20 protein-coding genes are annotated in these 23,463 nt (G+C 65.5%); 4 read left to right on the top strand and 16 right to left on the bottom strand.

Annotated elements, in window-relative coordinates; genetic code table 11:
• Window positions 1–95 precede the first annotated feature (95 nt).
• From murB to C9F12_RS01000, 7 genes are all read right to left on the bottom strand, one after another.
• Window positions 96–1,067 carry a UDP-N-acetylmuramate dehydrogenase gene (gene murB, locus C9F12_RS01030; protein WP_240184122.1) on the bottom strand — a complete coding sequence of 324 codons (972 nt, stop codon included), beginning with the start codon at window positions 1,065–1,067 and terminating at the stop codon, window positions 96–98.
• A 26-nt stretch (window positions 1,068–1,093) separates the two neighbouring features.
• Window positions 1,094–1,564, bottom strand: a complete 471-nt coding sequence (locus C9F12_RS01025; RefSeq protein WP_108447674.1) for a low molecular weight protein-tyrosine-phosphatase — start codon at window positions 1,562–1,564, stop codon at window positions 1,094–1,096.
• 23 nt (window positions 1,565–1,587) lie between these two features.
• Window positions 1,588–2,367 carry a 3-deoxy-manno-octulosonate cytidylyltransferase gene (kdsB, locus tag C9F12_RS01020; protein ID WP_108132673.1) on the bottom strand — a complete coding sequence of 260 codons (780 nt, stop codon included), beginning with the start codon at window positions 2,365–2,367 and terminating at the stop codon, window positions 1,588–1,590.
• Window positions 2,368–2,381: 14 nt separating this feature from the next.
• Complete coding sequence (locus C9F12_RS01015; RefSeq protein WP_108132807.1) at window positions 2,382–2,603, bottom strand: Trm112 family protein; 222 nt, start codon at window positions 2,601–2,603, stop codon at window positions 2,382–2,384.
• Between the two features lie 41 nt (window positions 2,604–2,644).
• Window positions 2,645–3,697, bottom strand: coding sequence for a tetraacyldisaccharide 4'-kinase (gene lpxK / locus C9F12_RS01010; protein WP_108447673.1), 1,053 nt, complete (start codon window positions 3,695–3,697; stop codon window positions 2,645–2,647).
• Window positions 3,698–5,434 (bottom strand): lipid A export permease/ATP-binding protein MsbA, encoded by a 1,737-nt coding sequence (gene msbA, locus C9F12_RS01005; protein WP_045993428.1) that lies wholly within the window; start codon window positions 5,432–5,434, stop codon window positions 3,698–3,700.
• 146 nt (window positions 5,435–5,580) lie between these two features.
• Window positions 5,581–8,022: a DNA internalization-related competence protein ComEC/Rec2 gene (locus tag C9F12_RS01000; protein WP_240184121.1), complete on the bottom strand. Its 2,442-nt coding sequence runs from the start codon at window positions 8,020–8,022 to the stop codon at window positions 5,581–5,583.
• Between the two features lie 152 nt (window positions 8,023–8,174).
• Between C9F12_RS01000 and C9F12_RS00995 the strand changes: the two genes are divergently transcribed.
• Window positions 8,175–8,708, top strand: coding sequence for a DUF2062 domain-containing protein (locus C9F12_RS00995; protein ID WP_045993394.1), 534 nt, complete (start codon window positions 8,175–8,177; stop codon window positions 8,706–8,708).
• A gap of 204 nt (window positions 8,709–8,912) precedes the next feature.
• On the opposite strand, the gene C9F12_RS00990 is transcribed toward C9F12_RS00995, so the two are convergent.
• Complete coding sequence (locus tag C9F12_RS00990) at window positions 8,913–9,644, bottom strand: ATP-binding cassette domain-containing protein (protein ID WP_045993393.1); 732 nt, start codon at window positions 9,642–9,644, stop codon at window positions 8,913–8,915.
• Complete coding sequence (locus C9F12_RS00985) at window positions 9,637–10,878, bottom strand: lipoprotein-releasing ABC transporter permease subunit (protein ID WP_045993392.1); 1,242 nt, start codon at window positions 10,876–10,878, stop codon at window positions 9,637–9,639. The genes C9F12_RS00990 and C9F12_RS00985 overlap by 8 nt, the downstream gene beginning before the upstream one ends.
• Window positions 10,879–11,020: 142 nt before the next feature.
• Between C9F12_RS00985 and C9F12_RS00980 the strand changes: the two genes are divergently transcribed.
• Both C9F12_RS00980 and C9F12_RS00975 read left to right on the top strand, forming a co-directional pair.
• Window positions 11,021–12,085, top strand: a complete 1,065-nt coding sequence (locus C9F12_RS00980; RefSeq protein WP_108447672.1) for an agmatine deiminase family protein — start codon at window positions 11,021–11,023, stop codon at window positions 12,083–12,085.
• Window positions 12,082–12,984 (top strand): carbon-nitrogen hydrolase, encoded by a 903-nt coding sequence (locus tag C9F12_RS00975; RefSeq protein ID WP_108447671.1) that lies wholly within the window; start codon window positions 12,082–12,084, stop codon window positions 12,982–12,984. The genes C9F12_RS00980 and C9F12_RS00975 overlap by 4 nt, the downstream gene beginning before the upstream one ends.
• Window positions 12,985–13,194: 210 nt before the next feature.
• On the opposite strand, the gene C9F12_RS00970 is transcribed toward C9F12_RS00975, so the two are convergent.
• The 4 genes from C9F12_RS00970 to C9F12_RS00955 form a co-directional block, all read right to left on the bottom strand.
• Window positions 13,195–14,142, bottom strand: coding sequence for a Nudix family hydrolase (locus tag C9F12_RS00970; protein ID WP_045993389.1), 948 nt, complete (start codon window positions 14,140–14,142; stop codon window positions 13,195–13,197).
• A gap of 234 nt (window positions 14,143–14,376) precedes the next feature.
• Window positions 14,377–15,594: a bifunctional glutamate N-acetyltransferase/amino-acid acetyltransferase ArgJ gene (gene argJ / locus C9F12_RS00965; RefSeq protein WP_108447670.1), complete on the bottom strand. Its 1,218-nt coding sequence runs from the start codon at window positions 15,592–15,594 to the stop codon at window positions 14,377–14,379.
• 76 nt (window positions 15,595–15,670) lie between these two features.
• The gene (gene secA / locus C9F12_RS00960) at window positions 15,671–18,412 is read right to left on the bottom strand and encodes a preprotein translocase subunit SecA (protein WP_108132667.1); all 2,742 of its coding nucleotides are present in this window, start codon (window positions 18,410–18,412) and stop codon (window positions 15,671–15,673) included.
• Between the two features lie 70 nt (window positions 18,413–18,482).
• Complete coding sequence (locus tag C9F12_RS00955; protein ID WP_108132666.1) at window positions 18,483–18,827, bottom strand: hypothetical protein; 345 nt, start codon at window positions 18,825–18,827, stop codon at window positions 18,483–18,485.
• 163 nt (window positions 18,828–18,990) lie between these two features.
• Here C9F12_RS00955 and C9F12_RS00950 point away from each other — a divergent pair, with 163 nt between their 5' ends.
• Window positions 18,991–19,467, top strand: a complete 477-nt coding sequence (locus tag C9F12_RS00950; protein WP_045993385.1) for a DciA family protein — start codon at window positions 18,991–18,993, stop codon at window positions 19,465–19,467.
• Between the two features lie 225 nt (window positions 19,468–19,692).
• Here the strand turns inward: C9F12_RS00950 and lpxC are convergent, their stop codons facing one another.
• From lpxC to ftsA, 3 genes are all read right to left on the bottom strand, one after another.
• Window positions 19,693–20,604 carry a UDP-3-O-acyl-N-acetylglucosamine deacetylase gene (gene lpxC / locus C9F12_RS00945; protein ID WP_045993384.1) on the bottom strand — a complete coding sequence of 304 codons (912 nt, stop codon included), beginning with the start codon at window positions 20,602–20,604 and terminating at the stop codon, window positions 19,693–19,695.
• A gap of 126 nt (window positions 20,605–20,730) precedes the next feature.
• Window positions 20,731–21,918 (bottom strand): cell division protein FtsZ, encoded by a 1,188-nt coding sequence (gene ftsZ, locus C9F12_RS00940; RefSeq protein WP_045993383.1) that lies wholly within the window; start codon window positions 21,916–21,918, stop codon window positions 20,731–20,733.
• Window positions 21,919–21,952: 34 nt separating this feature from the next.
• Window positions 21,953–23,242, bottom strand: coding sequence for a cell division protein FtsA (gene ftsA / locus C9F12_RS00935; protein WP_045993382.1), 1,290 nt, complete (start codon window positions 23,240–23,242; stop codon window positions 21,953–21,955).
• Window positions 23,243–23,463: the final 221 nt, after the last annotated feature.

Here is a 23,463-nt window from a genome sequence, read left to right as displayed (position 1 = left end):
TCATTTATGCGCTTTCGATAGTCACACAGCGCCTTCGGCGCCGGCCAAGTCAGGTGCTGGCCAAGTCAGGTGCTACTAATCAGGCCAGATGCTGGTCAGGCCAGACGCGGCTCTCGTTCGAGCGTCACACCGAAGCGTTCGGCGACCCGCGCGGACACCTGGTCGGCGAACGCCAGCAATTCCGTGGCATTGCCGCCACCGTGGTGCACCAGCACCAGCGCCTGACGATCATGGACGCCAAAGTGACCCTGTCGCCAGCCCTTGAGGCCGCACTGATCGATCAGCCACCCCGCCGCCAGCTTGACCCGTCCGTCTTCCAGTTCATAGGCCGGCATACCCGGATAGCTCTCACGCAGCGCCCCGGCACGCGCTGCCTCGACCACAGGATTCTTGAAGAAGCTGCCGGCATTGCCGAGCTGCTCTGGGTCGGGCAGCTTCTCGCGGCGCACCTGGCAGACCGCCTCGGCCACCGCCAGAGGGCCGGGGTTCTCCCCCACCCGGGACGCCAGATCGCCGTAGCCAAGCTTCGGCGCGCCGTGACGGCTGACCCTCAAGGTGAGGTCGGTGATGATGACCTTGCCGTCCCACTCCCCCTTGAAGCGGCTCTCCCGATAGCCGAAGCCACAGGCACCAGCCGGCAAGCTTTCCACCGCACCACTGTCGCGATGGACCAGGGTCACCGACTCAAGCACATCGGCCAGTTCGACCCCATAGGCACCGATGTTCTGTACCGGTGCCGCACCACAGTGCCCGGGTATCAGCGCCAGATTCTCGATGCCCCACCACCCCTTCGACGCCAGCGCCATGACCAGTCGATGCCAGTTGACCCCGGCACCGACATGCACCAGCGCATCCTGTCCGCGCCGCTCGACCCACCAGTAATCGAGCCGCGGTCGCAGCGTCATCCCCGGCAGATAGTCGGGCAGAATCAGATTGCTGCCGCCGGAGAGCAGGGTCAATCGGCGGTCTCCGACCTGCCTGATCAGGGAGGCGAGCTGATCACGACTGAAGACGTCGACGACCTCTTCGGCGACACAGGGCAGCCCCAGGGTATTGGCTCGGGTCAAGTCCTGATCGAGGCCTATGACGGGCCTCAAGAGGACGCCCCCAGACGCTGCGACAAGGTGGCCACCAGGCCATCGGCGGCACGCTCGATCATCGCGTAGACGCCATCGAAACCGCCCTCGTAGTAGGGGTCCGGCACCGCAACGCCGGGCTCCCCGGCGAGCTCCATCAAGAGGCCGATATGGGCCTGGCAATTCGCCGGCGCCTGGCGCTCGAGCACGCTCAAGTTGTCGGCGTCCATCGCCAGCAGGTAGTCACATGTTTCGAAATCGGCGGCCTCGAGCTGGCGACCGCGCAGGGCCGACAGGTCGATACCCCGTTTGCGCGCGGCCTGCTGGGCGCGGGCATCCGGTGGCTCACCTACGTGCCAGGGCCCGGTGCCGCAGGAATCCAGCACCACCCGGTCCGCCAGACCGTGCTCCTCGAGTCGCTGCCTCACTACCCCCTCGGCGGTGGGCGAGCGGCAGATATTGCCCAGACATACGAACAGTACCCGCATGCTTGTCTCCTGATCGTTGGCCTTCACTGGTCCGGCGACGTCTGCTGGCCGCCGAAATGGGCGCGAACCCGCTCAAGATCCTCGGCGGTGTCCACCCCCGCCCCGGGCGTCTGCTCGGCCAGCGCCACCTGGATGGCGTGCCCATAGTGCAGCGCACGCAACTGCTCGAGCTGTTCGAGCTGTTCGATGGGAGCCGGCAGCCACTGGCTGAAGGCCCGCAGAAAGCTCGCTCGATAGGCATAGAGGCCAATATGGCGTAGCCAAGCGTCGGTGGTGAGCAGCGTCGGAGGCTCACGAAAGCCCTCCCGGTCCCAGGGCATCGGGGCGCGAGAAAAGCTCAGCGCCCTGCCCGATGCGGCCCGGGTTACCTTGACCACATTGGGGTTGAACAAGGTATCGACGTCGCCAATGGACTCGGCCAGGGTCGCGACCGAGGCGCCCTCGTCGCGCATCAGGCGCCCCGCCACCTGATCGATCAGTTCGGGCGGCAACAGCGGTTCGTCCCCCTGGACGTTGACCAGCACCGCCTCGTCCGGCAGCGCCAGGCGCTCGACCACCTCCGCCAGCCGATCGGTCCCGGTGGTATGGTCCTCGCGGGTCATCACTACCTCGGCGCCCAGCTCGAGCATCACGCTTTCGATGCGCGCATCGTCGGTGGCGATCACCACTCGGCTCGCCGAGGAGCGCCGGGCCTGATCCCAGACCCGGGCGACCATGGGTCGGCCGGCGATATCTGCCAGCGGCTTTCCGGGCAGACGACTCGAGCCGTAACGCGCCGGTATGACAACGATAAAATCCTGCATCGTCTAGCGCTCCTTCACGTCTCGTCCGTGCTGGAGGTGCCCCGCCCGGGGTTGGTCTTGAGGGTCTCGTCGACCTCCATGACCCGCGCCTCCTCGACCAGCATCACCGGGATGCCGTCACGGATCGGATAGGCCAGGCCATCGAACTGGCAGCACAGCTCGCCGGCATCGCGGTCGTAGCGCAGCTTGCCCTGGCACTGGGGGCACACCAGCATCGCCAGTAGTTCCTTGTCCATCATCGTTTCTCCTGTTGAATTTGAGCCTTCGGCGGCAGTGCTCAGTCACTCTGCCGCTGCGCGATCCCGGTATCATGAGCGACCTGCGCATCGTCGGTGCCTCGCCAGGCGGACACTCGCCGATCGAACCAGGCCACGAAGGACGCCTCGGGTCTAGCCTCGACATCCAGGGCCCAGCAATCGTCGGGAACAAAGCTTCGACACTTGACCGCATCCTTGGCGGTCATCACCACAGGTCGCTGGTCGCTGGTCGTCAGGTCGGCCGGGCTGAACCGGTGATGGTCGGAAAAGGGGGCCGGTCGATGGGCGACTCCCAGCTCCGACAGGGTGGTAAAGAAACGCTCCGGATGACCGATCCCTGCCACCGCGGTGACCGGCGTGGCGAAAGGCAGCGGCGTCAGTGGACGCCGCTCGTCGTCACCGACCCTGCGCCAGCAGGCGGGCTCCAGTTGCATGGTGAAGCCGTCAGCGGCAAGCGCGCTCGACGATTCGCCGTTGACGATCAGCGCGTCGATGCGCTCCAGCCGCTCCAGCGGTTCGCGCAGCGGCCCTGCCGGCAGGCAGCGCCCGTTGCCGAAGCCTCGCTTGGCGTCCACCACCACCACCTCGAGATCACGCCCCAGGGCATGGTGCTGAAGACCGTCGTCGGTGACGATGACGTCACAACCGGCATCGATCAGGCACTGGGCCCCACGCGGGCGGTCCGGGTCGACCACCACCGGCAGTCCGGTCTGATCGGCCAGCATTCGCGGCTCATCGCCGCTGGCCGCTACTGGTGTATCGGCGGCAAGGTGCAGCGGGTAGCCATCGGCCTTGCCACCGTAGCCCCGTGACAGAATCCCGGGGCGAAAGCCGCGTTCAGCCAGGTGCCGCCCCATCCAGGCGACCAGCGGCGACTTGCCGGTGCCGCCGAGAGTCAGGTTGCCGACCACGATGACGGGTACCGAAGCGCGCCACACCGGCTTGTCGCCACGCGCAAAGGCGTCGGCTCGCCGGCGTACCTCGCGGCGATAGAGCGCCTCCAGCGGCCGCAGGACGGCAAGCCAGGGAGCCCCACGATAGGCCGCCTCGAGCCAGCGCTGCCCAAGCCCCATCTACGCCTCCTGGAATTGCAGCTGGTGCAACGCGGCGTAGGCACCGCCGTCGCGTTCCAGCAGCTCGGCGTGGGAGCCCTGCTCGATGATCTCGCCCTGCTCCATGACCAGGATGCGGTCGGCCCGTTCGATGGTCGACAGGCGGTGGGCGATGACCAGGGTGGTGCGATCCTTGCAGACCTCTTCCAGGGCCGCCTGGATATGGCGCTCGGACTCGGTGTCCAGCGCCGAGGTCGCCTCGTCGAGGATCAGGATGGGAGCATCCTTGAAGATCGCCCGAGCGATCGCCATGCGCTGACGCTGACCACCGGAGAGCATCACGCCGTTGTCTCCGACCAGCGCCTGGTAGCCGCCGGGCATGCGCTCGATGAACTCATGGGCATGGGCGGCGCGGGCCGCCGCCTCGATGTCAGCAGGATCGGCATCGGGGACCCCGTAGGCAATGTTCTCGGCGATGGTGGCGTTGAACAACGTCACCTGCTGGGACACCAGCGCAATTTGCTGTCGCAGCGCCGTCAGCTGGTACTCCTCGATGGGGGTGCCATCGATCAGGATACGCCCGCCCGTCGGTCGGTAGAAGCGCGGCAACAGGCTGACCAGGGTCGACTTGCCGCTGCCCGAGCGGCCGACGATGGCTACCATCTCGCCCTTGCGCACGTCCAGGTCGATGCCCTTGAGCACCTCGGGCTGATCGTCTCCGTAGGCGAAGCGCACCTGTTCGAGCTGTATCCGCCCCTGCAGGCGCTCGGGCATCAGGGTTCCGGTGTCGCGTTCCTCAGGCTCGTCGAGCAGCCCGAACAGTTCACTGGAGGCAGCGATACCCTTCTGGATGGTGCCGTTGATCTCGCTGAGCGAGCGAATCGGCTTGGCCATCAGCGAGGCGGCGGTGATGAAGGCCACGAATTCGCCCGGCGTCATGTTGTCCATCAGCGCCGGTGACATGGCAAGCCACACCAGCAGCGCCAGCGACAGTGCCACCAGCATCTGGATGACCGGAGTGCTGGTGGCCTTGGTCAGGGCCTCCTTCAGGCTCTGGCGACGGTTGACTTCACTGGCGTCGTGGAAGCGCCCCATCTCGTATTTCTCGGCGCCGTGGGTACGCACCACGCGGTAGCCGGTCAAGGCCTCGGAGGCGACGTGGGTGACGTCCCCCATGGAGCGCTGGATGCGCTTGGAAATGCGCCGAAAGCGCTTGCTGGCGTAGCTCACCACGCCACCAATCAGCGGCGTCACTGCCATGAACAAGAGCGTCAGCATCCAGTTGGTCCACAGCAGATAGCCCAGCAGGCCGAGTACAAACAGGCCCTCCTGGAGGATTACCGTGATCGCCTTGGTGCCTGCGCCGGTCACCTGCTCCACATGGTAGGTCACCCGCGAGATCAGGTGGCCGGAAGAATGATTGTCAAAGAAGCGCCCCGGCAGGCGCAGCATATGGTTGAAGACGTCACAGCGCAGCGCGTGCACCATGTTGCGTGCAACGTTGCTCATGAAGTAGGTGCCGAGAAAGGTGCCGACACCCCTGGCGCCGAACATGCCGACGACGAACAGCGGCAGAAACAGACGAAAGGCGGCGTCGGGATTCTGGATGCCATCGATCAGGCGCTTCATCATCTCGGCCAGGGCGGTACTGGACGCCGCGTAGATGGCGTAGCCGACCACGGCGACGAGAAAGGACTTCCAGAAGGGTTTGACGTAACCAAGAAGACGCTTGTAGAGCGTCCAGCCGGAGTATTCGATCACGTTGGCTCCAGTTGCGAGGGAATCGGTCCTGTCTGGCCGCCGCGGATGGTCCAGGTGGCGATCACCAGGACCCGCACGGCCGTCTGCCGCCGACAGCGGACGCGGCGTCGCTCCTGGCCGGCCGACACACAGGGCAGTGAGATTCAGTGCCGCGATTCTACCCCATGGCAGGGGCCTTCGACACCGCCACCGGTCAGACGGGGATGGATACCCTGCGCCGCCGCTATCCCGACCTGCGACAGGAGGATGTTCACTCGCCCATCCACAGCGGTGTCCATCAGGCAACTGCCGACGCGTCGCAGGCGACGCACCACCTGGTCGGCAGGATGACCGAAGCCATTGTAGGCACCGCGGGAAATCACCGCCAGGCGGGGCGGCCTGGCCGTCACCAGGGCCTCGCCGGTGCTGTCCGCGCTGCCATGATGCCCCACCACCAGAACCGCAGGCGCCAGCGGCAAGCGCGGGATCAGGAAGCGCTCGACGCGTTTTCCCGCATCGCCGGTAAGCAACACGCTGCCACCGGCGGTACTCACCAGCAGCACGCAGGAGCGATCATTGCTGCCATGCCCGGCAACGTCGCTTGCCGTTGCGCTGCCGGCCGAGGCAGGCGGCCACAGAAAGGTGAAGTCGACACCGTCCCAGCGCCACCCCTCCCCGGCATGACAAGGGTGTCGCGGCGTGTGCGCCGACAGCGCCAGCGTCTCGCCCTCGGGGTACCACCAATGAGCCACCCGATGATCACGCACCAGGCTGGCGAGTCCTCCTGCGTGGTCCTGGTCGGCGTGGCTGATCACCACCTCGTCAAAGGCTTGCGGAGATGCCCAGATGGACGCCAGCGGCGTAAAGCCGGAGCGAAAGCGAGGACCGCTGTCGTACAGCAGTCGATGACGGGCGGTGATCAGCTCCACCATCAGCCCCTGCCCCACGTCCCAGACCATCAGCCGTACCTCGCCCGGTCCAGGCCTGCCACCGAAGGCCGGCATCATCGCCATGGCCGCAACAAGTGCCAGGAGGCTTGCTGATCGCAGCCCGGCACCCAGGCCAGGCAGCAACAGCAGCGCGCCCAGGCCCAGCAGCAGAATGCCGAGCGTCCAGCGCCCTCCTTCTCGCAGTGACTGACCGGGTGACAGTTCGGCGAACATCCGCAACGACGCCAGCATCACCTCAAGGCCCGCTTCGAACAGCCACCAGCTCGCCATCGCCGCCTCAGACGACACCGTCGACAGCACCCAGCCCAGCATCCCCAGCGGCACCAGCACCAGCGTCACCAGGGGCACCGCCAGCAGATTGGCCAAGGGGGCCAACGGCGCCACTTGACCCATCGCCAGCAGCACCAGACCCGCCATGGGTAGCGCCAGCAACAGCTGGGTACGCAATAGCGCCGCCAAGGCACCCTTGAGCCCGGACGGCACCTGCCTGCCCTGCCACATCAGGATCAGCAGGGCTACAGCACCGAAGGACAGCCAAAGCCCGGGGCGCCACAGCGCCAAAGGATCCCACAGCACGACCACCGCCCAGGCCAGTGCCCAGCCCTGCCACGGCGAAGGAGAATGCCGCCCCCCGGCCACCCAAAGGGCGATAAGGACCATCACCAGTGCCCGCAGCGCCGGCGGTTCGGCGCCGACCAGCCAGACAAAGCCGGTGGTGGCCGTTGCGGCGGCCAGCCACGGCCAACGCAAAAGCCGCCAGCGCCCCGGCTGAATCAACCGCGCCACCAGTCGCGACAGGGTCAGCGCCAGCGCCGCCACCAGGCCCACGTGCAGCCCGGACACCACCGCCAGATGGGTCGTCCCGGTGGCGTTGAGCAGCGCCCAGTCATCGGCCTCGAGCCGCTCGCCACGGCCCAGGGTCAAGGCCGCCAGCCAGCGCTGCGTCGTCTCATGCAGCGGCTGGCCATCGAGCTGTCGCAGCAACGCCCGGCGTGGGTCCTGGGGGGCGGCGGCCAAGCGTTGCGGCGGCGGTTGTGCGAGGACCGATCCGGTGGCGTGAATCCCTTCACGCCACAGCCAGCGGCGATAGTCGAAGCGCCCGGGATTCGCGAGGCCACCAGGTGGGCGCAGTCGTACATCGAACCGCCAGCGCTCACCGACGGCCATCATCGTGTGCGCTGTTGCCGACGCGGCCCCGACCTCGCCGTCCATGGGGCTATAGCGACTGACCCGTATCCGCTCGAGTCCCGAGCAGTCAGGCAGTCCGGCTTCCAGCGGACGGCAGCTCTCGACCCTCATGGTCAGACGCTGCAGGCCATCGCTCTGGCGACTTGCCAACACCCGCCCCTCGACCGTCAGCGGCACCCCGGCAAGCCCCGAGGGCAAGCGGGCCGCCTGCTGCTGCAACAGACAGCCAAGCACCCACAGCCCGGCCAGACACACCAGCAGCGCCGCCGTCCGGCGCAAGGCCAGTGATACCAGTGCCGCCGCTGTCAGCAGATTCAGGCCGAGGGCGGCCTCGGGCAGCGTCAGACCGGCGCCTCCAAGGACGCTGCCCAGGGCCAGCGCCCATGCCAGCGAGAGAGAACAGGTGCCTTGCCAGAGGCGGCCTGACGGCCGACGCATCGATCGTTGCGAGTTTTCGTCAGATTCCATCGCCCTCTCTCTGGAGCCCTGGAGGCTTGGGGCCCCGAAGCCCGACAGCCTGTCGACGGCGTCACGCATGCCCATCGTTGGCCGACGTCATGGCAAGGGCGGCGGCTTGTATGGATAATAGCCACGCATCCGCAGCCTCGAGCTGATTCGCCATGCCGCGTCGACTACTCAAGCGCTATCTGCCCTCGCCGGACGCCCTGCGCCGGCAGCGCTCGCTACGCTTCATGGCGCACCTGATCGCCGACCCCGCCCTGTGGGTGCTGACGCGCCGCAGCGTGGCCAACGCCTTCAGCGTTGGCCTGTTCAGCGCGCTGCTGCCGATCCCGTGTCAGATGGTCGTCGCCGCCCTCGGCGCCCGTGTCGGACGCTGCAATCTGCCGCTGTCGGTGGCTCTGGTGTGGATCACCAACCCGCTGACGATGCCGATCATCTTCTACGCCAACTACTGTCTCGGCGCCTGGCTGATGCAACGCCCGGCGCTGGAGGCGCCCCATCGGCTGACCACCGACTGGCTGCAGTCCCAGTTGCTGGACATCCTGCCGTCCCTGCTGATCGGCTCGCTTGTGGCGGCGATCGCCGTCGGCGGCCTGGCCAACCTGGTGATACGCCTGCTGTGGCGCTGGCAGGTGGCACGCAGCTGGAAGGCACGCGCGCGCCGGCGACGCCGCAGGACCCAGCCGCACTGAACCAACCACACTGACTCAACCGCATCGACCCAGCCACACTGCCCCAGCCGCCCTGACTCAGCCTGCGCAAAAGGCCCTGCTCGGCCCGGCGCCGTTCCCGCTGGTCTGCCGAGAAAGCCCGGACAAGCAATCCCCTACGAAAGAAGGCCCCGATGCGATTGCATCGGGGCCTTCTTCTGGCTTCTTCTGGACGCTGCGAAAGACCTACTCGGCGTGCAGCTTGCCGTTGTCGAGTCTCAGCACGCGGTCCTGATGGGCGGCCAGGGCCGGGTCATGGGTGACGATGACGAAGGCGCAGCGAGCGCTGGCGGCAAGCTCATCCATCAGCGCCAGGATGCTGGCGGCGGTGTGCTTGTCGAGGTTGCCGGTGGGCTCGTCCATCAGCATCAGGCTGGGATCGGTGACCAAGGCCCTGGCGATCGCCGCACGCTGGCGCTCACCGCCGGACAGCTCGCCGGGCTTGTGTTCGGCCCTGGGGCCCAGCCCTACCTTGTCCAGCAGAGCACGCGCCTTGTCCTCGGCGTCACGCTTGCGGCTACCGCGAATGATCAACGGCAGCGCCACGTTCTCCAGCGCCGAGAACTCCGCCAGCAGATGGTGGAACTGGTAGACGAAGCCGATGTGGCGATTGCGGAAGCGCCCGATCTCGGCGTCGCCCATCTTGTGCAACACGGTGTCGGCCACCCGTACTTCGCCGGCGCTGGGGCTGTCGAGGCCACCGAGCAGGTTGAGCAGGGTGGTCTTGCCGGAGCCGGAACTGCCGACCACCGCGACTCGCTCGCCGGCGTGCACCTTGAGCTCGAGCTGGTCGAGCACCACCAGGTCGGCGGGACCTTCATCGTAGACCCTGGACAACTCGCGGCACTCGAGCATCAGATCGTTGCCGGCGGGGGTCGACGCCTCGACACCAGGCTTGGCGATTACCGAATCATTCATAGCGCAGCACCTCGGCAGGCTGGACCCGCGCCGCGCGCCAGGCCGGATACAGGGTGGACAGGAAAGTCAGCACGAAGGCGGCCCCCACGATCTGATAGACATCGCTCCAGATCAGCTGGGACGGCAGGTCACTGATGAAGTAGACCCCCGCGTCGAGGAAGTGGATACCCAGGGTCGACTCGACGAAGGCAATGATATCGGACACCGTCAGCGCCAGCAGAATACCCAGCGCGACCCCGATGACGATACCGATCACCCCGATGGCGATACCCTGGACCATGAAGATGCCCATGATCGAACCCGGGGTGGCACCGATGGTCCGCAGGATGGCGATGTCGGCGTGCTTGTCGGTCACCACCATCACCAGGGTCGAGACGATATTGAAGGCAGCCACGGCGATGATCACGGTCAGCAGCAGGCCGATCATGCGCTTTTCCATCTGGATCGCCTGGAACAGGTTGCCCCGGGTGAAGGTCCAGTCGTAGCCGCGATAGCCACCGCCCAGCTCATTGACGATGGCCTGGGTCTCCTGACCGGCCAGGAACAGATCGTCGAGCTCCAGACGCAACCCGCCAATGCTGTCCCCCATGCGCGCCAGGGTCTGCATGTCCTCGATGTTGGCGTAGGCCAGGTTGGCGTCCAGGTCGGCACCGACACTGAAGATGCCGCTAACGGTGAAGCGCTTGAGCCTGGGGAAGACGCCTGCCGGGGTGATCGAGGCCTCCGGCACCAGCAGGGTCACGCTGTCCCCCACGTCGACGTTGAGGTTGTTGGCGAGGATGGAGCCGAGCACGATGTGCCACTCCCCTGCCTTGAGGTCGTCCAGCGAGCCACGCGACATGTTCTCGTCGACGATCGACACCCGGCTCTCCCACTCGGGCTCGATGCCGTTGACCATGGCGCCCTGATTGCGCCCGGCCACCGAGAACATGCCCTGCTGCTGGATATAGGGCGCCGCCCCGATGACATGTTCGCGCTGGGTCAGGCGCTCGGCCAGGGGCTGCCAGTCGGTCATCCCACCGGCCTGTTCGATCTGGGTGTGGGGCACCATGCCCAGCACCCGCTGGCGCAGCTCCCGGTCGAAGCCGTTCATCACCGAGAGCACCAGGATCAGCACCGCCACGCCCAGGGTAAGACCCAGCATGGAGGTCAGCGAGATGAACGAAATGAAGTGGTTGCGTCGCTTGGCTCGCACATAACGCAACCCGATCAGAAAGGGCAATCGATCAAGCATGGACTCGTTCCTTGTCGGCGGGCCGTCATGGTACGGTTTTTTGCGAGCGACTGCATCGCCACGGCAGAGGAATTGCGAGATCCTTGCATCTTCGGTCACAGCCGCCTACATTTCGCCGTTTCTTGGCCCCAGGACATCACCCATGCCCCGCCTGCTACCCGAATGGCACCCTCAGGATGCCGTCCAGCTGACCTGGCCCCGCCGCGACAGCGACTGGGCGCCGACGCTGCCCGCCATCGAGGCGATGCTCGAGCAGCTCGCCCTGATCATCAGTCGTTATCAGAGCGTGATCATCGGGGTGCCCGACCGTGACACCGGCGAGGCGCTGTCAGGCCGCCTGCTGGCCCGAGGCGCGGCACCCGAGCGTCTGCGCCTGACCGTGGTCGACGCCGACGACACCTGGGCCCGGGACCATGGCCCGCTGGCGACCGGTGACGGCAACGGCGTTACCTTCCATGACCTCGGCTTCAACGGCTGGGGCGGCAAGTTTCCGGCCGATCGCGACAACACCCTGACCCGCCAGCTCAAGGATGCCGGCTTGATCGCCTGCGCGACAAGCGATAGCGCGGTGATCATGGAGGGCGGCGCCCTGGAGACCGATGGCGAAGGGACGCTGCTGACCACCGAGGCCTGTCTGCTCAATCCCAACCGCAACCCCTCGATGTCGCGGGCCGATATCGAGACCTGGCTGGCCGAGACGCTGGGCATCCAACGGGTGCTGTGGCTCTGCCACGGACATCTCGAAGGCGACGATACCGACAGCCATATCGATACCCTGGCGCGCTTCTGTGATCCCCAGACCATCGCCTATGTGCGCTGCGATGATCCGAGCGACGCGCACTACGCCGAGCTCGCCGCCATGGAGCGCGAACTCAAGGCGCTGACCCGCGCGGACGGCTCGCCCTATCGCCTGGTACCGCTGCCCTGGCCTGGCGCCTGCCATGACGCTGAGGATGGCCACCGCCTGCCGGCCACCTACGCCAACTTCCTGATCATCAACGGGGCGGTGCTGGTGCCGGTCTACGGCGATCGTCACGACCTGGCGGCGCTCGACGCCCTGGCCGGGGCCTTCCCCGACCGGGATGTCATCCCGGTGGACGCCAGCGCCGCCATCGTTCAACACGGCAGCCTGCACTGCCTGACCATGCAGTGGCCCCAGGGGGCTCTCGCCGCCGCCACCACCACCGCCGAAGGAGACCGCCGATGACACGCCAATTGACCGTGGGCCTGGTCCAGCAACCCGCCTGGCCCGACAAGGCCAGAAGCCTCGACGCCAGTGAAGCGAGCATCCGCGATCTCGCCGGCCGCGGTGCCAGACTGGTGATGCTGCAGGAACTCCACGCCACCCACTACTTCTGTCAGTACGAGGATCCGGCGCTGTTCGACCTGGCGGAGCCGCTGGACGGGCCCACCGGCACACGACTGGCCGAACTCGCCGCGGAGCTCGACATCGTGCTGATGGGCTCGCTGTTCGAGCGCCGCGCGCCGGGCATCTATCACAACACGGCGGTGGTCTACGACGGCGCCAAGGGCGCGGTGGGTCACTACCGCAAGATGCATATCCCCGACGACCCGGGCTTCTACGAGAAGTTCTACTTCACCCCCGGAGATCATGACGCCTCTCTCGGACAAGGGTTCACCCCCATCGACACCTCGGTGGGCCGGCTCGGGGTACTGGTGTGCTGGGATCAGTGGTACCCGGAGGCCGCGCGCCTGATGGCCCTGGCCGGTGCCGAACTGCTGCTCTACCCCACCGCCATCGGCTGGGCGCCGGGCGACGACGACGCCGAAAAGACGCGCCAGAAGGACGCCTGGACGCTGATCCAGCGCAGCCACGCCGTGGCCAACGGTGTCCCGGTGCTGGTCGCAAACCGGGTGGGCCACGAGGAGGATCACTCGACGGTCAGCGAAGGCATCGACTTCTGGGGCGGCAGCTTTGTCGCCGGGCCCCAGGGTGAGCTGCTGGCCCACGCCGGCACCGAGCCCGAGACCCTGCTGGTGACCCTGGATCTGGACCATGGCGAAAACGTGCGGCGGATCTGGCCCTACCTGCGGGACCGGCGCATCGACGCCTATGGAGATCTGACCCGCCGCTACCGCGACTAGGGCTTGCCGCCAAAGAGCCGGGCTTCGTCGACTTCTCGCATAAAGCCCAGGGCTTGTACGAAAAGCGCCGACGCTCGTCGAGCTTTAGAACAGAGCCACGCGGCAATGGAACGACATGCCCCTGAACGCAAGAAACCCCGCCAGGTCTCCCTGGCGGGGTTTCTTGCATCTGGTAGCTAACGGCCGGTGCTGGCCCTTTTCGCCAATGCCCTAGCGCCAGAAGTCACGGATGGACGCGATCCCCTGGGCCCCCACGGCGCGGGCATGGCTGGCGTCGTGGCGCGTCATGCCACCCAGCGCGTAGACCGGCATGCCGGCGCGTTCGACCAGTTGCTGGAAGTCATGCCAGCCGATCGGTGCCACTTCCGGATGGGACGGAGTGGTGCGCAGCGGTGACAGGGTCACGAAGTCGCAGCCAATGGCGTGGGCCTGGTCGAGCTGGGCCTTGTCGTGGGTCGAGGCCGCCAACCACTTGGCCTCGGCGATGGGGCGACGCTCCAGGCCCATCAGCCGCTCGCTGGTCAGATGGATACCATCGGCATCGATCCGCTCGAGCAGCTCCGGTTCACCGTTGAGCATCAGCTTGGCACCGTATCGACGGCACAGCGCCAGGGCACGCTCCGCACGGGCCACGTAGGCGTCCTCGTCGAGGGTCTTGGCGCGCAGCTGAACCAGACGCACGCCATCTTCCTCGAGGGCCCGCTCGAGCTTGGCGTCGAAGGCGTCCTCGTCGGCTTCCTCGTCACTGATCAGGTATTCCGAGGGCAGCATCACCGCACGCAGGATCGGCAGGTTGGCGGCCGGGAAGGGATAGCCAATCAGCTCGCCCATGGGCACCCAGCGTACCGCCTGCCCTTCGCGACCGAAGGGCTCACCGGAGAAGTCCTTGACCTGCCAGACGTCGAGCAGAATGTGCTTATCGGAGTACTCGTGGTGGATGCGAATCAGCGGTTGGGCGCGACGAATCTCGATGCCGAGTTCTTCGTGCAGCTCGCGCTTGAGCGCCTCAAGCCCGGTCTCGTAGGGCGCCAGCTTGCCACCGGGAAACTCCCAAAGGCCGCCGTGGTCCACATTGGAAGGACGCCGGGCCAGCAGCACTTCGTCACCGTTCGGGCTGATGATGGCGGCCGCCGCCACGTGCACCCTTCTCTTCACCATAGTGTTCATTCAACAATACCAGCTTCGGTTCGCGGGCCACGCCCGCACCAGTTTTCAGTCGGGAGGGCGATAAAAGTCGGCATAGGATACCGATTCGCTCGCCGAGATTCATCTGCCGCTGATGCATCGCCGATGGATCGGCTCCACCGCTACCCACCGGACAGGCAAAAAAGACGACACAGGATACCGATTCACTGGCCGAGATTCATCTGCCGCCGACGAACCCATGCGGAATCAACTGCGGTAGTCGGCGTTGATCGAAACATAGTCGTGGGACAGGTCGGAGGTCCACACCCGCGCGGCAGCGTCACCACGCCCCAGATCGATGGCAATGGTGATCTCTTCTGCCGCCATCACCGCACTGCCGGCGTCCTCACTGTAGCCCTCTGCACGCCCACCGTTCTCGACCAGGCGCACATCGCCCAGATCGATGGTCACCCGATCGACATCGAAGTCCTCGACCCGGGCACGCCCCACCGCGGCGAGGATACGGCCCCAGTTGGCGTCACTGGCGTACAGTGCGGTCTTTACCAGCGGCGAATGGGCTACCGTAAAGGCTACCTCGCGCGCCTCCTCGACGCTCAGGGCGCCGCTGACGTCCAGGGTGACGAACTTGGTCGCACCCTCGCCGTCGCGAATGATCGCCTGGGCCAGCTCCACCAGCACCTCATCGAGGGCCTGACGAAATATCCGCTCGTCATCGTCTTCGGCGAGTGCTGCGCCCTGGCCGGTGGCGATCAGCATGCAGGCGTCGTTGGTCGAGGTATCGGAGTCCACGGTGATGCTGTTGAACGAGCGCTTGACGCCCTCCCTGAGCAGGGCATCAAGACGCTCGGACTCGATCGCCGCGTCGGTGGCGACAAAACCCAGCATGGTGGCCATGTCGGGACGGATCATGCCCGACCCCTTGGCGATGCCATTGAGGGTGACAGTGCCCTGCTTGAGCGTTACCTGGCGGGTCGCGCCCTTGGTCCGGGTGTCGGTGGTGAGGATGCCTTCGGCCGCCCGAGCCCAGGCGTCGCCACCGTCGTCGAGCTGGTCGAGCGCCTCTGGCAGGCCACCGAGAAGTCGCTCCATCGGCAGCGGTTCGCCGATCACGCCGGTGGAGAACGGCAGCACCTGGTCGGCCGACACCTCGGCGAGTTCGGCCAGCGCCTGACAGGTGGCGTGGGCGTCGCGCATGCCGATCTCGCCGGTGCCGGCGTTGGCATTGCCGGTATTGATGACCAGGTAGCGAACCGCGTCGCCCGCGGCCAGATGCTGGCGGGCCACATGGACCGGCGCCGCGCAGAAGGCGTTGCGGGTGAAGGTGCCGGACACCCTGGCGCCCGGGGCCACCTCGATCACCACCAGATCACGCCGGCCCGGCTTCTTGATGCCTGCCATGGCACTGCCCAGGCGAACCCCGGGGATCGGCCCCATTGCCGGAAAAATGCTGTCACCGACTGCCATTGTTTTCTCCTTGCGTCAAAGACGACCCCAGGCCTTGAAGCCCGGGGTCGCCGTCGTCATGGGTTGCGAGGCTTGCTCAGCTGAGCTTGCCGCAGCACTGCTTGTACTTCTTGCCGGAGCCGCAGGGGCAGGGATCATTGCGGCCAACCTTGGGGGCGTCTCGACGCACCGGGCGCTGATCGGCAACCTCGTTGACGTGACGCTCGCCGCCCTCGTCGGCCATCTCGGCGTCCGTCGCGGCAGGTGCGTCGTGGCGACTGGCCGCCTGAGCGCTCTCGCGGGCCAGGGCCTCGCGACGCTGACGCTCCAGGGCGTCCACCTCCTCGGGGGCACGCACCTGCACGTGACTGAGGATACGGGTGACGTCGGCCTTGATATTGGTCAGCAGGTTCTGGAACAGCTCGAAGGATTCGCGCTTGTACTCCTGCTTCGGATTCTTCTGAGCGTAGCCACGCAGATGGATACCACGACGCAGATGGTCCATGGACTGCAGGTGTTCCTTCCAGCGGGTGTCCAGCACCTGCAGCATGACCTGCTTCTCGAAGCGCCGCATCAGCTCCTCGCCGGCGATGGCGACCTTGGCCTGATAGGTCTCGCGATGCTGGGTCTGCAGGCGTTCGCGCAGCTGCTCCTCGTGGAAGCGCTCGTCCTCCTCGGCCCACTGCACCACCGGCGCGTCCAACTGGTACTCGCTCTTGAGGTGAGCCTCGAGCCCCGCCAGATCCCACTGCTCGGGCAGGCTCTGGGGTGGCACGTAGGCACTGATGGCCTCGTCCAGCACCTCTTCACGAATGCCCATGACGTTGTCGGAGACGTCGCTGGCGGCCAGGATCTCGTTGCGCTGCTCGTAGATCACGCGACGCTGATCGTTGGCCACGTCATCGTACTCGAGCAGCTGCTTGCGGATATCGAAGTTGCGACCCTCGACCTTCTTCTGGGCACGCTCGACGGCGTTGGACACCATCTTGTGCTCGATGGCCTCGCCCCGCTCCAGGCCCAGCGCCTGCATCAGCTTCTGCACCCGTTCGGAACCGAACAGACGCATCAGGTTGTCTTCCAGCGACAGGAAGAAGCGGGTCGAGCCCGGATCGCCCTGGCGGCCACTACGACCACGCAGCTGATTGTCGATGCGCCGTGACTCATGGCGCTCGGAGCCGATGACGTGCAGGCCACCAGCGGCCAGCACCGCCTCGTGGCGCTCGCGCCAGGCCTCCTTCAATGCCTCTCTCTCGGCGTCGCTGGCGTTCTCCAGCTTGGCCGCTTCGGCCTCCCAGTTGCCGCCGAGCACGATATCGGTACCACGACCGGCCATGTTGGTCGCGATGGTCACCGCACCTGGGCGCCCGGCCTGGGCGATGACCTCGGCCTCGCGCTGGTGCTGCTTGGCGTTGAGCACGTTGAAGTCGATGCCGGACTTGCGCATCAACTCGGCCAGGTATTCGGACGTCTCGATGGACGCGGTACCCACCAGCACCGGACGGCCGGCCTCGACCTGGACCTTGACGTCCTCGATGATCGCCTCGAACTTCTCTTCGGCGCTGAGGTAGACGAGGTCGTTCATGTCCTTGCGCGCCAGCGGCCTGTTGGTGGGGATGACCACCACATCGAGCCCGTAGATCTGACGGAATTCGAAGGCCTCGGTATCGGCGGTACCGGTCATCCCGGACAGCTTCTCGTACAGGCGGAAGTAGTTCTGGAAGGTGGTGGAGGCCAGGGTCTGGCTCTCGCGCTGGACGGTCACACCCTCCTTGGCTTCCACCGCCTGGTGCAGGCCCTCGGACCAGCGACGGCCCGGCATGGTACGCCCGGTGTGTTCGTCGACGATGACCACCTGTCCCTCGCTGACGATGTAGTCGACGTCAGGGTGGTACAGGTGGCGCGCACGCAGCGCCGAGTGCATATGCTGCAACAGGTTGAGGTTCTGGGCGGCGTAGAGCGAGTCGTCTTCGCCGAGCAGCCCCTGGGCGCGCATCAGCTCCTCGACCTTGTGGTGACCGCGCTCGGTCACCTCGACCTGCTTCTGCTTCTCGTCGAGGGTAAAGTCGCCGCTTTCGGGATCTTCCTCGTCGCTGCAGGGCGTGAGCTCCCTGGCGAGCCGATCCACCACCTTGTACAGCTCGGTGTTCTCGTCCACCGCACCGGAGATGATCAGCGGCGTGCGCGCCTCATCGATAAGGATGGAGTCCACCTCGTCGACGATGGCAAAGTGCAGTTCCCGCTGAACCTTGTCTTCCAGCGAAAACGCCATGTTGTCGCGCAGGTAGTCGAAGCCGAACTCGTTGTTGGTGCCGTAGGTGATGTCGCAGGCGTAGGAGTCACGCTTCTCCTCGGAGGTCTGGCCGGAGTAGATCACGCCTACCGACAGGCCGAGAAACTCGTACAGGGGGCGCATCCAGTTGGCGTCACGCCGGGCCAGGTAGTCGTTGACCGTGACCACGTGCACGCCCTTGCCGGGCAAGGCGTTGAGGTACACCGCCAGGGTCGCGACCAGGGTCTTGCCCTCACCGGTCTTCATCTCGGCGATCCGGCCGCGGTTCAAGGTCATGCCGCCGATCAGCTGTACGTCGAAGTGACGCATGCCCATCACCCGCTTGCTGGCCTCGCGCACGGTGGCAAAGGCTTCGGGCAACAGGGCATCGAGCGACTCACCGGCCGCCAGACGCTCACGGAACTCAGCGGTGCGGGCGGCCAGCGCAGCGTCGTCGAGGGCTTCGAGGCTCGGCTCGAGCTCATTGACGGCGCGAACCTGGCGGGACATGCGCTTGACGTCGCGGTCGTTCTTGGAGCCGACGACTTTACGCAGCAGAGAATTGATCATGAAACTTCCTGAAATCTGGAACCTGAAAAAGAGGCCGCCAGGCATTGGCGACCGTCACGCTTCATCGAATTCAGGCGATGTCAGGAGGACCCCGGCGGGACACCACGTCGAGGGCGGCCACCGGCACCAGCATTGGCGCCGCCCAGGCCACCGACGGGGACGATGGTTTGGGCAGGGTCTTGAGGGGATGTCGGGCCAGCCGATGGCGGCAGGCCTTGAGCATGGTATGGGCCCGGATGACCGCCGGCGCCATGATGCAGATCTGCACCAGTCGCTCGGTGGCTCGGGGAGATTCGGCGGCGCTCAGGCTCGCCGGCAGCAGGCAGCCCACCAGCAGCCCTGCCAACCACCATCTGGCCACCCGACGGGCACGAGCCTCGCGGGGGCAGCAGCGATGTGGGTCGATGGCAGTCATGCTGTCGGGGAACTCCCTGGCGTGCTAGTCTCGGGCCGGCGCCATGCCGGCTGCCCATCACTCGAGCGGCCATCATGCAAACGGCCATGACACCTGCGTTCCACAGACGAACGCCGCCGAGCGACAAATTCATTGATCCTGGGGCATCCCAAGACACAAGCACATGAGTATAAAGGTTAAGCGGTTCCGCGCCCAGTCCATGACAGGGCTTCTTCAGGGCCGCGGCGAACTGGGCGGACTGATGCGCATGGCGCGCCTGATCGAGCGCGCTCAGGAGCATCTGCGCAATGAACTCTCGCCCACTCTGGCGGAACACCTGTTTGTCGGTGGCTTCCGTGACGGCCGCCTGACCCTGATCACCGATGGCGCAGCCTGGCTGACCCGTCTGCGCTACGAACAGCCGCGTCTGCTCGACTGCCTGCACCAGTTGCCGGAGTTCCAGGCGGTGACCGGCTTCCACCTCAAGGTACGCCCGGTGCGCCCGGCCAAGGTGGCGCCGCGCCAGGTAAGGCGCCTGCCCGCCCAGGCCGGTGACGAGCTCTCGAGCTGCGCCGCCGATGTCGAGGATCCGCGACTCAAGCGCGCCCTGGAGCGCCTGGCGGCCCACGCCGAGTCGCCTTCAGGAAAAGACGACGCCTAGCCCCATCGGCGTTCCCCGCGCATGAATCGCCGCGGCCTCCCGACCCTGCCCGCGCCGCTTGGTGACGCCGAACACGACGTGAACATGACGCGAATATGAAACCCCAGACAGCAGAACGCCGCCCCGAGGGGCGGCGTTCAAGCGAGTGATGGCCGAAGACAAGTTGCTACGGAAGACTGGCGATCTGCGGGGCTAACCTTGGCCTGGCCATCACCGAGGCTCGCATCACGCCATGGCCGGTGCCGCGTAGGAAATCGGCGCCGATTCGGCTTCGCTCTCGTAGGTCACGATCTCCCAGGCCTCGGGCTGCTCGATGAGCGCACGACACAGCTGGTTGTTCAGCGCGTGACCGGACTTCACGCCACGGAACTCGCCGATCAGGCTGTGACCGAGCTGGTAAAGGTCACCGATGGCGTCCAGCACCTTGTGCTTGACGAACTCGTCGTCGTAGCGCAGACCACCGTCGTTCACGATGCGGTAGTCGTCCACCACGATGGCATTGTCGAGGCTCCCACCAAGCGCCAGGTTGTTCGAGCGCAGGTACTCGAGATCACGCATGAAGCCGAAGGTCCGCGCGCGAGACACCTCCTTGACGAAGGACGTCGTGGAGAAGTCGACCATGGCGGTCTGCTTCTGGTCCTCGAACACCGGGTGATCGAAGTCGATGGCAAAGGAGACCTTGAAGCCCTGATGGGGCAGGAAGACGGCTTCCTTGTCGCCTTCGCTGACCTTGATCTCACGCTTGATGCGGATGAACTTCTTGGCCGCGCTCTGCTCCTGGATCCCGGCGGACTGGATCAGGAACACAAAGGGTCCGGCACTACCGTCCATGATCGGCACTTCGGGCGCGCTCACATCGACGTAGGCATTGTCGATGCCGAGACCCGCGAAGGCGGACATCAGGTGCTCCACGGTCGCGACCTTCTCACCATTCTGAGACAGGGCGGTGCAGAGAGTGGTGTCGGTCACATTCAACGCCTGGGCGGGAATGCGGACCTCCGGCTCGAGGTCGGTGCGCACGAACACAATGCCCGTGTCCACCGGCGCGGGGCGAAGCGTCAGGTAGACCTTCTTGCCGGAGTGCAGTCCCACGCCCGTGGCGCGGATGACATTCTTGAGGGTACGTTGTCTGATCATTGTGCAGTCGCCAGGCAGTCGTTGGTTATCAAACACCGTTCACTATAACACCAAACGGACGTTTCAACAAAAAAACATCGCCTTTCGATCCCTGCACCCCGGAAATTTCGCGCACTCTGCTCTCGATCAGTCCGCCTGACGCCGCAGGAAGGCGGGAATATCGAGATAATCGTCCAACTCCTGAGACTTGCGCTTCTCGGCCTGCGGTCGCGGTGATTCCTGCGCCTCTGGCTTGCTCGCTGCGGCCACACCGGCGCCGCCCTGGGCGCGATTGATCGCACTCTGCTGAGGACGCTGGCGCGCCTCGGGACGACGAACCTGCTGCTGCGCCGCCGGCTTCTGCTGGCGTGACACCTGATTGTCGAGACCCGCCGCGACCACGGTGACCCGCAGTTCGTCGGTCATGTCCATGTCGATGGAGGTACCCACGACGATGGTGGCGTCCTGGGAGGCGAACTCCTGCACCGTGGCGCCGACGTCGTTGAACTCACCGATCGACAGATCCGGCCCAGCGGTGATGTTGACCAGGATGCCGCGAGCGCCGTGCAGATCGATATCCTCGAGCAGCGGGCTGCGGATCGCCTTCTCGGCGGCCTCGCGTGCGCGATTTTCGCCGGTGGCACCACCGGTGCCCATCATCGCCATGCCCATCTCTGACATCACGGTGCGCACGTCGGCGAAGTCGACGTTGATGATGCCCGGGCTGGTGATCAGCTCGGCGATACCCTGTACGGCACCCAGCAGGACGTCATTGGCGGCGCTGAAGGCAGTCAGCAGTGTCGCGCTCTTGCCAAGCACGGACAGAAGCTTCTCGTTGGGAATGGTGATCAGCGAGTCGACATGCTCGGACAGCTCCTTCATGCCCTCTTCCGCTGCGCGCATGCGCTTGGGGCCTTCGAAGGGGAACGGGCGGGTGACCACCGCGACGGTCAGGATGCCCAGCTCCTTGGCGACCTGGGCGACCACCGGTGCCCCGCCGGTGCCGGTACCACCACCCATGCCGGCGGTGATGAAGACCATGTCGGCGCCACCGAGCAACTCGGCGATCCGCTCACGATCTTCCATCGCGGCCTGACGACCCACTTCGGGGTTGGCACCGGCGCCAAGCCCCTTGGTGATCTCGCTGCCGAGCTGCAACACGGTCTTGGCGGAGACGCGCTTGAGCGCCTGGGCATCGGTATTGGCGCAGATGAACTCCACCCCTTCGATGCTGCTCTCGACCATGTGATTGACGGCATTGCCGCCGCCGCCACCGACGCCGATGACCTTTATGACCGCGCTGCTTGAGGGCGCGCTATCTACGACTTCGAACATTTGCCCCGTCTCCTGAGCCGCTTGTGCGGCCCTTTCAGAAATTTCCTTTGAACCAGCCTTTGATCTTTTCCAGCGCCGGAGTCCTTTCCTCTGGTCCACGCCGGGAGACGTCCTCGCGTCTCGATTGCGACGAGATGGTGCCACCCTGCCCCTGGTGGACACGACCCTGACGGGCCTCATGTAGAGCGTAATGTAACAAACCGACACCCGTCGAATAAATCGGATTTCGCACCACGTCGGCCAGGCCCCTCACATTCTGCGGACAAGCGACCCTGACCGGCATGTGAAATATCTCTTCGGCAAGCTCCACCACACCTTCCATGCGTGATGTGCCACCGGTCAACACCACCCCTGCGGCGACCAGATCCTCAAAGCCGCTGCGGCGCAGTTCGTCGCGCACCAGGGTGAACAATTCCTCGTAACGCGGCTCGACCACTTCGGCCAGCGACTGTCGAGACAGGTCTCTGGCGGGACGGTCGCCGACACTCGGTACCTTGATCATTTCGTCGCTGGAAGCCAGCTGGGTCAGCGCACAGGCGTACTTGACCTTGATCTCCTCGGCATACTGAGCCGGGGTACGCAGCGCCATGGCGATATCGTTGGTGACCTGGTCACCGGCGATCGGTATCACCGCAGTGTGGCGAATGGCGCCCTCGGTGAATACCGCGATATCGGTGGTGCCCCCGCCAATGTCGACCATGCAGACGCCCAGCTCACGCTCATCCTCGGTCAGCACGGCATGACTGGAAGCCAGCTGCTCGAGGATGATGGCGTCGACGTCGAGCCCACAGCGACGCACGCACTTCTCGATGTTCTGTACCGCGTTGAGCGCGGCGGTCACCAGATGAACTCGTGCCTCCAGACGCACCCCCGACATGCCCAGCGGCTCACGGATACCACCCTGGGTGTCGATGGCGAACTCCTGGGGCAACACGTGCAGCACCCGCTGCCCTTCGGAAATGGCCCTGGCCCGCGCCGAGTCGATCACTCGCTCGATATCGGAAGGCGCAACTTCGCGCTCCTTGATCGCCACGACCCCGTCGGAATTCATGGAACTGATATGACTGCCGGCAATGCCCACATAAACCGAATGTATGTCGCAACCGGCCATCAACTCAGCTTCTTCAACCGCACGCTGAATCGACTGGACCGTGGATTCGATATTGATCACCACTCCCTTCTTCATGCCACGGGAGGGATGAGAGCCGATACCGGCAATTTCGATACCACCATCGTCGGTGGGTTGCCCCACGATCGCGACGACCTTGGATGTTCCGATATCCAGCCCGACTACCATATTGGACACGTTGGATGGACCTGCCATGAGCCGGGAAATCTCCTTGAACGGATTCCGTTACCTCGGAACCTGCCTCTGTTATAAAAAAACCTGGGACGATTATAGGAACAATAGCGCTTGTTCGACCAGCCCGGGGCGTACATTCATTCCACGATACGGACACATTTAAACAAAAGAAACCGAGAAAACTTTGCCGATGGCCGGAAAAGTGTCGCCATATAATTCCGTTCTCGCGTCTGATCCATGCC

This window comes from Halomonas sp. BN3-1 (assembly GCF_003056325.1).
Lineage (GTDB): Bacteria > Pseudomonadota > Gammaproteobacteria > Pseudomonadales > Halomonadaceae > Halomonas > Halomonas litopenaei.
This window is presented reverse-complemented; position numbering and strand designations above follow the sequence as displayed.